Genomic DNA, 11,455 nt, shown 5'->3' on the forward strand with positions numbered 1-11,455 from the left:
CGCGGCGGCCTGCGGCGTCAGCGCGGGATCGGCGACGGGCGCGGCTGAGGGGTCGGCCGGACGCGGTTGCGTCGGCTCGTCATCGAACAGCGAAAGAAGGTCGGCGGACTGGCCCATTCGGATACTGTGCGGCGATTCGGGGACCGGTCTGGTAGGCCCGGCGGCGGCTTCCCGCAAGCGGCGCGCCTCGGCTGTGGACGACGGCAGGATCGCGCGCGTCATCACCGCCAGGAACAGCACCCACGGCAGGCTCTGGTGGGTCAGCAGGATCGATTCCGACAGGCTCAGGGCGATGAAGGCGGCCAGGAAGCCCAGGGCCCACCAACCCTCGCGCACGCCAGCGCCCGCCGAGCGCAGCAAGGTGATCACCGTCGTGATCGCCATCAGCGCACCCACCAGAATCGCGCCGGGCCAGCCCAGCTGCACCAGCAGGTCGATCCAGCCGTTGTGCGCGCTGGGCACGGGCCACTGGGTCTCTTTTCGCACCCAGTCCGCCGGCGCGGAATCCTTGCCCCAGAAGGCGCCGTAGCCGTAGCCGGTCCACGGCCGGTCGGCGACCTTGCGCATCAGGCTCGCCCAGATGTCGGTCCGCCCGGTCAGCGACGGGTCCTTGCCCAGGGCCTCCAGCACGGCGACCGAATGGGTGTCCCATATCCAGATCCCCAGCCCCGCCACGACCACCGCCGCCCAGATCGCCACGACCGCGAACGCGGCCCCGCCCCGGCGCAGCGTCCAGAACCCGCCCACCATCGCCAGCCCCAGCCCCAGGCACAGCAGCGATGTCTTCGACTGGGTCGCCAGGACCAGCCCGCTGGACAGGGCCAGCGCGATCGCGGGCAGCCGCCGCCGCGGATCGGGCGAGGCCAGGCAGGCGGCCGAGGCCGTCGCCCCGATCACCATCACCGCCCCCATCTGGTTCTTCTCGTACCAGAGGCCTCTCCACAGGCCGGCGTTGTCCAACTGGTGCACCCCGATCGAGGGGAAGGCGAAGACCATCACCAGGCTGCCCAGCGCCATGATCAGCGTCGCCTGCATCAGCATCCGCGGCAGGTGCGGCCCACGGAACACCGCGCCCAGGTACAGGGCGAACACGCCGGTGATCGCCACCGAGATCACGCGCCGGCTGGTCGTCTCGTAGTCGATCGACCAGTATTTCGACGCGAACGTCAGGCCGACCAGCAGCGCTAGGCCGATCGCCGCAGGCCAGGCTCGCCACATCCGGTCCAGCCGGAACGCGACCAGGCCGATCACGGCCGCATAGGCCGGCAGCCACACCAGCCGCAGGATCGGCGTCTCCTCCTGCGTCGGGGCGAACACCGGGCCGATCAGGGCGCCGGTCAGCATGGCGATCATGCCGATGCAGATCGCCCCCTCCCACCAGGTGGGAGCGGGTTCGCTCGGGGCCGGTGCTGGACGGGACTCACGCACCGTTGCAGGGTCGGCCGTCAGCGTTAACGAAGGGTTGGGGAATGCCAGGCTCGCTGCTCAGGAACCGGGACGGCCACCACGCCCGCGTCGGCTTCGTCGAACTGTTCTTCGACCTGGTCTTCGTCTTCGCCATCACCCAGGTCAGCCACACCCTGCTGGCCCATCTGACCTGGATGGGCGCGCTTCAGGCGGCGATCATGCTGGGCGCCCTGTGGTGGGCCTGGATCGACACCAGCTGGATCACCAACTGGCTGGATCCCGAGCGACCCCTGGTGCGGGTCATGCTGTTCGGCCTGATGGCCGCGGGGCTGGTTCTGTCCACCTCCTTGCCGGAAGCCTTCGGCGATAAGGGCCTGGTCTTCGCCGTCGCCTTCGTCGCGATCCAGCTGGGACGCGGCCTGTTCACTCTCTGGGCGGTGCGCGGCGATGCGGTCCTGAAGACGAATTTCCAGCGGATCTGCGTCTGGGCCGCCGTGGGCGGCGCCGTCTGGATCGCCGGCGGCCTGATGGACGGCCAGACCCGGCTGCTGATCTGGCTGGTGGCCCTGGCCCTGGAGTTCGCCGGCCCGATGTCCGCCTTCTGGACGCCCGGCCTGGGCCGCGCCAGCACCAGCGACTGGAACGTCGAGGGCGCCCACCTGGCCGAGCGGGTCGGCCTTTTCGCCATCATCTGCCTGGGCGAGTCGATCATCATCACCGGCGCCACCTTCGCCGACCTGCCCTGGACCCCGCCCGCGATCCTGGCCTTCGTCAGCGCCTTCCTGGGCACGATCGCCATGTGGTGGCTGTATTTCAGCGACAAGCACGATCGCGCGTCCGAGGTCATCGCCGGCTCCGACGACCCCGGCGCCATCGCGCGGCGCGCCTACACCTACGCCCCCCTGCCGATCGTGGCCGGCATCGTCGTCACCGCTGTCGGCGACGAACTTGTGCTCGCCCATCCCCGAGGGGCATGTCGCGCCCGCCGCCGCCTGGGTCCTGCTGGGCGGCCCGGCGCTGTTCCTGGCGGGCACGGCGATCGCCATCTTCGCGGTGTGGAAGCGCTGGTCCGGTCCCCGTCTGGCGGGCTTGCTGGCCCTGGGCGCGCTGGCCTTCGCCGTCCCGATGCTGACGCCATTGATGCTGACGGCGGCCTCGACCGCGGTCCTGCTGGCGGTGGGGGCGTGGGAGACGTTCGCGCGGCCCGGGGCGGTTGTGGCGGCGGCCGACTGAGGGCACAACGCTCAAGCTTCATCTGGGGAATGCGTATGAAACGTCTTCGCGCTTGCATTCTGGCCGTCGCGATCGGTCTGGCGGCTCCGTCGTTCGCGGCGCCGGCCTTCGCTCAGGAAGCCGCGGCCTCGGAAGCGGCGACCAAGGAGGCGCTGGCCCGGCGCTACTTTGTCGCCATGCAGTTCGACAAGCTGATGAACGTCATGCTCGAGTCGATGATGACATCGATGATGGAGAGTTCCACGCTCCCCGAGGACAAGCGAGATGTCCTCCGCGACGCGCTTATGGAAACCTATGGCGTCGTCCTGCCTCAGATGGTCGAGGCCTACATCGACCTGTTCGTCGAGACCTTCACGGTCGACGAGTTGCAACAGCTCGTGACCTTCTACGAAAGCCCGGTCGGACGATCGGTGATGACCAAGTCCGTCGTCATGAGCCAGCAGGCCGGCCCGCTGATCCAGCGCTTCCAGCCCGTCATGGAGCGTGAGCTGATGACCCGTCTGTGCGCCCGCATCGACTGCGACGCGACCGCCACGGGGGCGGCGAACAAGTAGCCTCGGGGCGTCAATCGGGATCGTGGCGCCATATCGGTTCGGCGGTCCACGCGAGCGATAGATCGTCCCAATGCGGATTGTCCCGCTCGATGAGGTTGATCTTCCAGTCGCGCAGATAACGTTTGATCTGCTTCTCCCGACGGATCGCGCTCGTGACGAACTCGAACGCCTGGAACCACACCAGCCGCTTGAGGCCGTACTGCGCTGTGAACCCGTCGAACGTCCCGCTCCTGTGCTGTTGGACGCGCTGGTAGAGGTTGCTCGTCGCGCCCGTATACAGCGTGCCGTACGGCGCGTTGGTCATGATGTAGGCCGCGATGAACGGACGGTCCCGGGCCATGATCGATCCTGAAGCTGCGATCTACAACCTTAGAGAGAATTTCTGCTCCCTACAACACCGTCATCCTCGGGCTTGTCCCGAGGACCCATTGGTCCGATCGCGCGATCAAGCGGGCTTGGGCTCACTAGCGCCGGGCGACATGACCCGTCGGTGACACCCCTCTGAAATGGGTCCTCGGGACAAGCCCGAGGATGACGGATAGGGTGAAATCCGATCACGCCTTCTCCACGAACGTGTCGATCACCTTCTTCTCGCCCGCCTTGTCGAAGGCGACCACCAGCTTGTTGCCCTCGATCGCCCGGATCGCGCCGTAGCCGAACTTTTGGTGGAAGACCCGGTCGCCCCGGGACCAGCCCGATCCCGCCTTCGGATCGGCGGTGGCCACCAGCCGTCCATCGCCCTCGATCAGCGTGTGCCGTGCGGGTTTGGACGCTGGGGCCCGCGCGGCGGTGAACGACTGCGCCCGTTTCCAGCCTGGCGAGGAATAGCCGCTGCCGAAGGTGGGCATTTCGTCCCAGCGGCTCTTGGCCTCCTTCATCGCCCCCGAGGCGCCGTAATAGCCGGTGTCCGACTGGGGATCGACGTGGTCGATGGGCAGCTCGTCGACGAACCGGCTGGGCAGCTGCGAGGTCCATCGGCCGTAGACCAGCCGGTTGGCCGCGAACGAGATCCGCGCGTCCGACTTGGCCCGGGTCACGCCGACGTAGGCCAGTCGGCGCTCCTCCTCCAGACCTTTTTCGCCCTTCTCGTCGATCGACCGCTGGGAGGGGAAGACGCCTTCCTCCCAGCCGGGAAGGAAGACCAGCGGGAACTCCAGCCCCTTGGCCCCGTGCAGGGTCATCACCTGCACCGAATCCGCGCTTTCGCCGCGGTCCAGGTCCATGACCAGCGAGACGTGCTCCAGGTAGGCGGTCAGGCTGTCGAAGGCCTGCATCGACTGGGTCAGTTCCTTCAGGTTGTCCAGCCGGGTCTGGCCGGTCGCCCGGTCGGCCTTCTGCATGTCGGTGTAGCCGCTCTCCTCCAGAACGGTCTCGGTCAGCTCCCAGTGCGTCGTGGTCTGGGCCAGCGCCCGCCAGCGGTCGATGTCGCGCACGAAGTTGGAGAGCGCCGTGCGGGTCCGCGCCTGCAGTTCGTCCGAGGTGATCAGGTCGCGCACCGCCGCCATCGCCGACACGCCGTTCAGCCGGGCGATCTGCAGCACCTTCTGCACGCTGGTGTCGCCCACGCCCCGCTTGGGCACGTTGACGATCCGTTCGAAGGCCAGGTCGTCGTCCTCGCTGAGGATCAGCCGCAGATAGGCGTGGGCGTCGCGGATTTCGGCCCGTTCGAAGAAGCGCGGCCCGCCGATCACGGTGTAGGGGATGGCCAGCATCACGAACCGCTCTTCGAACGCCCGCATCTGGAACGAGGCCCGCACCAGCACGGCCATGTCCTTGTAGGCCACGCCCTCGCGCCGGGCGGTCTCGATCTCGTCGGCGATCAGCCGGGCCTCGGCCTCGCCGTCCCAGACCCCGCGCACCCGGACCTTGTCGCCCGAGGAATCCTCGGTCCACAGCGTCTTGCCCAGCCGCCCGCGGTTGGCGGCGATCAGCCCCGAGGCCGCCCCCAGGATGTGCTTGGTGGAGCGGTAATTCCGCTCCAGCCGGATCACCTTGGCGCCCGGGAAGTCGCGCTCGAAGCGCAGGATGTTGTCCACCTCGGCCCCGCGCCAGCCGTAGATCGACTGGTCGTCGTCGCCCACGCAGCAGACATTGCCGGTCGAGGACGTCAGCAGCCGCAGCCACAGGTACTGGGCCACATTGGTGTCCTGGTATTCGTCGACCAGGATGTAGCGGAACCTGCGCTTGTATTCCTCAGCGATATCCGGGTGTTTCGACAGGATCGTCAGGTTGTGCAGCAACAGGTCGCCGAAGTCGCAGGCGTTTAGCCCGACCAGCCGCGCCTGGTAGGCGGCGTACAGCCCGTGCCCCTTGCCATTGGCGAAATCCTCTGACGGGGGAAGCGTGTCCGGCGTCCAGCCGCGGTTCTTCCAGTGGTCGATCAGCCCCGACAGCGACCGCGGCGTCCACCGTTTGGTGTCCAGGTTGGCGGCCTCGAGCAGCTGTTTGCACACCCGCTCCTGGTCGTCCGTGTCCAGGATCGTGAAGGTCGACTTCAGCCCGACCAGTTCCGCGTGTCGCCGCAGGATCTGGGCGGCTACCGAGTGGAAGGTGCCCAGCCAACGCAGCCCCTCGGCGGACGGTCCGATCAGCTGGGTGATCCGCTCGCGCATCTCGCGCGCGGCCTTGTTGGTGAAGGTGACGGCCAGCAGCTCCCACGGCCGCGCCTTGCCGGTCGCCAGAATGTGGGCCAGCCGGGTGGTCAGGACCCGCGTCTTGCCCGTGCCCGCGCCGGCCAGCACCAGCACGGGTCCCTCGGTGGTCTCCACCGCCTCGCGCTGTTCGGGATTGAGGCCCGACAGATAGTCGGGAACGGCCGCCGGCGGGCCGCCGGCGCGCGCGAGATCGGAGATGCGGGGAAGGGCGGAATCGGTCATGGGAACGGCGAGAACATAAGGAGACCGCGCGCCCTTGTCAGCCCGCGCGGCGGCTTCCGCCTCGGAACCTCGACCGCCGCGCCGCCGTTCAGTGGGCCGACGGGGGCTCCAGGAGGATCTTCTAATGGCTGACAACATCAACAACACCACGGGCGGAGGCGGCGGCGCCGGCATCGCCTTCATCGTCGGCGGCCTGGTCGTGGTGCTCGCCGTGATCGCCTACTTCGTCTTCATGCGGGGCGGCGCGCCCGAAACGAAGGAGGTCAACGTCGACGTCGATCTGCCTGAGGTCTCCGCCCCGGCCGTGCCCGATGCGGCTCCGGCGCCCGCGAACTGACGGCGGGCGCCATGACCGATCCCCAACGCCCCGACCGGCCCGAGGTCGTCCATCACACCACCATCAACAATCCGCCTCGGAGGGGCGGAAGCGGTTGGCTGGCCCTGCTGGTCGGCGTGGTGGTGGTGCTGGCGGCCGTCATCGCCGTGGTCGTCTTCACCAACGGCGGCGGGATGAGCCCGCCCCGGGGCACGGACGTGGATATCGACGTCGATCTGCCTCGGCCCGAACTGCCCGACGCGCCGCGCGTGCCGGACCTGCCGACGCCCCCGCCGGTCGAGCCGCCCTCGGTGCCGAACCCGCAGCCCGCTCCCGCGCCGGCGGGGTAGGGACTAGCGCAGCCGGTAGCTGATCGTCGTCACCACCCGGACCTTCTTGTCCGGGGACTGGCTCTCGTCGCCGATCTCGTCGCGGGCCAGGATCTCGAACGAACCCTGCGTCGCCTGCCGGATCGGCCCCAGCGGCGCGCCGGAGTCCTGGGCGAACCGTTCGGCCCCGGTGCGCGCCGCCGCGGTGGCCTCGGCGATCATCGCCGGCCGCACGTCATTCAGCTTGGTGAAGACATAGGTCGGGCCCGAGAAGTCCTGCAACACCACCCCCTGACGCACCAGGTCGTTCAGCGCCCGCGTGGTGGCCTGCACCCGGTCCACGTCGCTGGTCCGCACGATGACGGTCTGGGCCAGGATGAAGCGCGGCCCGCCGTCCTGGGTCCCGTATTCCCGCGACCGCCGGTCCGCCACCTCCAGCCGGCCCAGCGATACGGCGTTGGCCGGATAGCCCTGCGCCGTCAGGAAGCCGCGCACGGCGGCCAGGTCCCGGTCGATCTGGCCCTGCACGTCGGCCAGCACGTCGCCCGAGGCGGTGAAGCGCAACGGCAGCACCGCCAGGTCGGCCTTCACGTTGCGTTCGGCCAGGCCGCGCACCGTCACCGACCGGTCGCCGACCCGGGCGTTGACCACGCCTTGGCCGATCAGCGCGCCGGCGCCGACGAAGCCCAGGGCCAGCAGACCGCCGAACACGGCGGCGGGGATCAGGCGGTTCTCAGTCATGGGGGCCTCCCGGGGCTGAGGATGCGCTCCTCCCCAGGACTGTCAATCTGCGGACTTCCCTTTGGCGAAAGATCGGTCTCCACCCGCCCAGGCCAGGGCCAGCAGGCGGCAGGCGCTGGCCAGCGGGGTGCGGCCCCGCGTCTCGTCGATGCGTTTCATCAGCCCGGCGTGAGACAGGCCCAACTCGGCGCCGACCTGGTCCAGCACCGCCCAGAAGGCGGGCTCCAGCGCCACCGAGGTGGCGTGGCCCGACAGGGACACTGATCGCTTGACCAGTCCGCTCACCGCCTAGCGCACGCCGACCAGGACGATATCGACCCGGTTGGGCGCGCCGTTGGTCAGCACCGCGTGCCGGGTGTCGGTGGTGAAGCGCAGCGCGCCGGCGGGATCGCGGATCTCGGCGCGCACCGCATAGGTGTGGCGCGGGTCGATCCGGCTGTTCGGCACGCTCAGGCTGGCGGAATAGGGCGGGCCGCGGCCTCCAGCGGCTTGGTGGTCTCCGCCAGGGTCACCGAGGGGGCGTCCATCAGGCTGACGTCCTGCACGCTGACCGTCAGCACATGGCCGGGCGGCAGCATGATGCGCTCGCGGTAGGTAGCGGTGACGTCGACGGTGGTGCTTCCGCCGTCGGCGCCCGGCGCGGTGGAGCAGGCGGCCAGGGCGGCGGCGACGAGGGGCAGGATGAAGAGCGCATGGCGCATGGCGGCTTCCTTTCGGCGATCCAAGCTTAGCAGAACGCTCCCCCTCGCCGAAGGATGCGTGCCTTATCAATGTTCACCTGAGGCCCGCCCTGCGCTATGCTGCGCCGTCACCGCCCCGGGGCCCGCCCATGACCGCCGCCGCCGACTTCGACGCGTCCGATCGCTTCAGGCCGCAGCGGCTGGAGCCGCTGAAGGCCCTCCGCGCCTTCCGCCGGCTGGTCCGGAACAAGGAGGACACCGCCCAGGTCTTCGAAATCATGCGCGCCCTGACCGGCGGCTCGAACCGCCGCGGCTACGACCGGCTGCTGGGCAGCCTGGAGGGCGGCCGTCAGGCGTTCCTCCGCGACGAGCTCGCCCATCGCCTGGACGACCCCGCCTGGCTGGCCCGTTTTCAAGCCCGGCACCGTCGGCGCCGCCTACCGCGCCTTCCGCGACGCCCGCGGTTTCACCGCCGAGGGCCTGGCCGACGAGGCGCGCAAGGTCGCGCCCCTGGTCGACGCGCCGCATCCGGTCATCTGGTACTCCCGCCGCCTGCGCGACGTCCACGACGTCTGGCACGTGCTCACGGGCTATGAGACCGATGCGCTCGGCGAGGCCTGCGTGGTCGCCTTCTCCTACGGCCAGACCGGCAACCTGGGCTTCGCCTTCATCGGCTGGGGCGCCGCCCGCGAGATCCGCCGCGAGGACCGTTCCGTCCCCGCCCGCCGCGCTGTCTGGCAAGCGTGGAGAAACGGCCGCGCCGCCGCCTGGCTGCCCGCCCTGGACTACGAGGCCCTGTTCGCCGAGCCGCTGGAGGCTGCGCGCGCCCGCCTGAACATCCGGCCGGCGGACGTCTACGATGCCGTTTCGCCCCAGACCCGCGCGGCGCTGAAACTGCGCGCCTGAGGCGTCACAAATCCGGCTTATGACGTCCCGCGAATAACTCGTCTTGTGCGGCGTCGCGACGCGGTCCATGTCCGACGCATGTCCTCCCCGACAGAGACCCGGCCCGTCGAACGCCCGCGCCTGTCGCGGACCACCCTCCTGGGCGTCGTCGGGGTCGTGATCTGCGCCATGATCTGGGGCACGACCTGGTACGCCATCACCCTTCAGCTGGGGACCGTGCCGCCCCTGGCCTCGATCGTCTGGCGCTTCGGCCTGGCCTCGGCCCTGCTGTTCCTCGGCTGCCTGATCGCACGCCAGAAGCTGAACCTGACCCGCGCCCAGCACCTGGCGGCCCTGGGCCAGGGAGCCTTCGCCTTCTCGATCAGCTACAGCTTCACCTACGCCGCCGAGGGCCAGGTGGCCTCCGCCATCGTCGCGGTCACCTTCGCCTCGCTGACGTTCCTCAATCTCGTGCTGTTCCGCCTGGCCGCCGGCCAGAAGGCCGCGCTGGCCTCCTGGGGCGGCGCCCTGCTGGGCCTGGTCGGGGTCGCGGTCCTATCCGGCGGCGAGGTGCTCAAGGCCGGCTTCGACGGCCGCGCGGCCCTGGGCGTCGGCCTGGCCCTGATCGCCACCACGGCCTCGGCCTTCGGCAACTTCTTCGCCTGGAAGGGCCAGCAGCGAGGGTCGGCCGCCATCCCGTCCACCGCCTGGGCCATGGCCTACGGCACGGGCCTGCTGGCCCTGTACGGCCTGGCCACGGGCGTGGAGTTCCAGATCGACCCGACGCCGACGTACGTCGGCTCGCTGCTGTACCTGTCGGTCTTCGGCTCGGTGATCGCCTTCGGCCTGTACTTCACCATCGCCCGCGTCATCGGCTATGCGATGGCCAGCTACATCTCGGCCCTGACCCCGCCCATCGCCATGCTGGTCTCGGTCCTGTTCGAGGGCGCGAAATTCGGCTGGACGGCCCTGGCCGGCCTGCTGCTGGTGCTGTCGGGCCAGGCCCTGCTGATCCGGGCTCCGAAGACCAAGAGCTGAAGGCTCGCCGTGCATTCGGCCGGCGCGCCGCCACGGTGATGCGACCAATTCTGACGTAGGATGGGATTATATTCCTTGCTGTCCCGCTTTTCGGGCCAGTTTGAAGGAATTTCCCATGCCTACCATTCCCGCCTCCGACGTGATCTTCAGCCCCGCCGGATCGGGGGCTGTGTCCCGCACGGTTCAGGACAAGCTTCTGGACGTCGTGAACGTCCGCGATTTCGGCGTCACCGGCGACGGGACCACCGACGACGCCCCCGCTATCCGGGCCTGCCTGGCCGCCAATATCGGCCGGGCGATCTACTTTCCCGGCACGGCGGCGTCGTATCGGTGCGCCAGTTCGCTCGGGGTGATCCCCAACTACACCAGCCTGATCGGCGAGAACCGCTGGGCCTGCCGCATCCGCAAGGACTTCAACGGCGTCCTGGCCACCCTGGCGGACGGCGTGACCCTGCGGGAGCTCTGGTTCGACGGGAACGGCGCCAGCCGAACCGCCGGGCCTGACCGTCGAGGGATCGGACGGCAACCAGAACGTCTCGGACTGCCGCATCGTCGATTTCGAGGACACGCCGCTCTATTTCGAGGCGACGGCCGGCAGCCGCTCGCGCTGGGACAATGTCGAGATTTGGCGCAGGGGAGGGACCTCCGGGTCCGGCAAATACGCCGTAGTGATCCAGGACCTCCTGTCCGGCGGCACGCCCCGGTCGTTCTCCAATCTTCAGACCGGCGGCAACCAGTCGATCGACTTCGGCGGCGGCAACAACGTCTTCGTCGTCAACTCCGCCCTGTTCGATCTGAAGTTCTCGGACAACAGCCGCAACGTCACCCTGGCGACCTCGCGCATCGCTTCCACCCAGGATGTGGAGCTGAAGGGCAGCGGTTCGATCATCGGCTGCGATTTCGGCTCGACGGTGATCGTCAAGCCCGGCGCGGCCTTCAACCTGGGGCCCAATCTGTACAACAACGGCTGGGAGGATCAGTCCGGCTCGGGCGGCAACCTGATCTTCGCGCCCGACGTGATTCCGTTCACCCCGGTCGTGAAGGCGGGGACGGCTCCGATCACTGTTGGCAACGGCCAGTTGTCGGCCTCCTATGTCCGGCACGGCAAGGCGGTTCGCGTCCAGTATCGGTTGCTGGTGGGCTCCACGACGTCGATCGCCCTCGGCCAGCCGCTGACCTTCAGCACGCCGTTCCCATCCGTCTCGTTCGATGTCCAGACCCTGGTCGCGGGCCGGATGTTCGACAGCAACGGGGCCTTCTACCGGATCGCGGGCTACCTGGTCTCCGGCGACCAGACCGTGCATCTGGAGCGTGACGGCTCCGGCGCCCTGGCCGCCGGCCAGCCGGGCCCGCTGGGCGCCGGCGCCCTGCTGCAGTTCACCGTCGACTACCTGGT

At 69.2% G+C, this 11,455-nt stretch carries 11 protein-coding genes and 2 pseudogenes; 7 read left to right on the top strand and 6 right to left on the bottom strand.

Annotated features, from left to right (window positions below; all coding sequences use genetic code 11):
• Positions 1-1,428, bottom strand: a 1,428-nt coding sequence (locus AC2W7C_RS06930) for an O-antigen ligase family protein (protein WP_486000780.1), incomplete at its 3' end; no start/stop codon positions are given.
• Positions 1,429-1,469: 41 nt separating this feature from the next.
• Here AC2W7C_RS06930 and AC2W7C_RS06935 point away from each other — a divergent pair.
• Complete coding sequence (locus tag AC2W7C_RS06935; protein ID WP_486000781.1) at positions 1,470-3,194, top strand: low temperature requirement protein A; 1,725 nt, start codon at positions 1,470-1,472, stop codon at positions 3,192-3,194.
• Positions 3,195-3,204: 10 nt separating this feature from the next.
• Here AC2W7C_RS06935 and AC2W7C_RS06940 read toward each other — a convergent pair whose 3' ends face one another.
• Positions 3,205-3,534, bottom strand: a complete 330-nt coding sequence (locus tag AC2W7C_RS06940; RefSeq protein WP_486000782.1) for a GIY-YIG nuclease family protein — start codon at positions 3,532-3,534, stop codon at positions 3,205-3,207.
• A gap of 214 nt (positions 3,535-3,748) precedes the next feature.
• A complete protein-coding gene (locus AC2W7C_RS06945; protein WP_486000783.1) occupies positions 3,749-6,070 on the bottom strand; it encodes an ATP-dependent helicase in 2,322 nt (773 codons plus the stop codon).
• Between the two features lie 124 nt (positions 6,071-6,194).
• Between AC2W7C_RS06945 and AC2W7C_RS06950 the strand changes: the two genes are divergently transcribed.
• The gene (locus tag AC2W7C_RS06950) at positions 6,195-6,407 is read left to right on the top strand and encodes a hypothetical protein (RefSeq protein ID WP_486000784.1); all 213 of its coding nucleotides are present in this window, start codon (positions 6,195-6,197) and stop codon (positions 6,405-6,407) included.
• An 11-nt stretch (positions 6,408-6,418) separates the two neighbouring features.
• Complete coding sequence (locus tag AC2W7C_RS06955) at positions 6,419-6,736, top strand: hypothetical protein (RefSeq protein WP_486000785.1); 318 nt, start codon at positions 6,419-6,421, stop codon at positions 6,734-6,736.
• Between the two features lie 3 nt (positions 6,737-6,739).
• Here the strand turns inward: AC2W7C_RS06955 and AC2W7C_RS06960 are convergent, their stop codons facing one another.
• The 3 genes and pseudogenes from AC2W7C_RS06960 to AC2W7C_RS06970 all read right to left on the bottom strand — a co-directional run bounded on the left by AC2W7C_RS06960 (position 6,740) and on the right by AC2W7C_RS06970 (position 8,157).
• Positions 6,740-7,456 (bottom strand): SIMPL domain-containing protein, encoded by a 717-nt coding sequence (locus AC2W7C_RS06960; RefSeq protein WP_486000786.1) that lies wholly within the window; start codon positions 7,454-7,456, stop codon positions 6,740-6,742.
• Positions 7,457-7,498: 42 nt separating this feature from the next.
• On the bottom strand, positions 7,499-7,741 hold the full coding sequence (locus AC2W7C_RS06965; protein ID WP_486000787.1) for a ribbon-helix-helix domain-containing protein: 243 nt from the start codon (positions 7,739-7,741) through the stop codon (positions 7,499-7,501).
• A gap of 3 nt (positions 7,742-7,744) precedes the next feature.
• A pseudogene (locus AC2W7C_RS06970) lies at positions 7,745-8,157 on the bottom strand (YbaY family lipoprotein).
• A gap of 357 nt (positions 8,158-8,514) precedes the next feature.
• On the opposite strand from AC2W7C_RS06970, the gene AC2W7C_RS06975 reads away from it, so the two are divergent.
• The 4 genes and pseudogenes from AC2W7C_RS06975 to AC2W7C_RS06990 all read left to right on the top strand — a co-directional run.
• Positions 8,515-9,042: a Coq4 family protein gene (locus AC2W7C_RS06975; RefSeq protein ID WP_486000790.1), complete on the top strand. Its 528-nt coding sequence runs from the start codon at positions 8,515-8,517 to the stop codon at positions 9,040-9,042.
• Positions 9,043-9,120: 78 nt separating this feature from the next.
• Positions 9,121-10,059: a DMT family transporter gene (locus tag AC2W7C_RS06980; protein ID WP_486000788.1), complete on the top strand. Its 939-nt coding sequence runs from the start codon at positions 9,121-9,123 to the stop codon at positions 10,057-10,059.
• A gap of 115 nt (positions 10,060-10,174) precedes the next feature.
• Positions 10,175-10,465, top strand: a pseudogene (locus AC2W7C_RS06985) (glycosyl hydrolase family 28-related protein); the annotation flags it as partial.
• Positions 10,466-10,727: 262 nt separating this feature from the next.
• A partial coding sequence (locus tag AC2W7C_RS06990; protein WP_486000789.1) for a hypothetical protein occupies positions 10,728-11,455 on the top strand: 728 nt, incomplete at its 3' end.

This window comes from Brevundimonas sp. CURTG3B2_SDJG, from assembly GCF_057364705.1.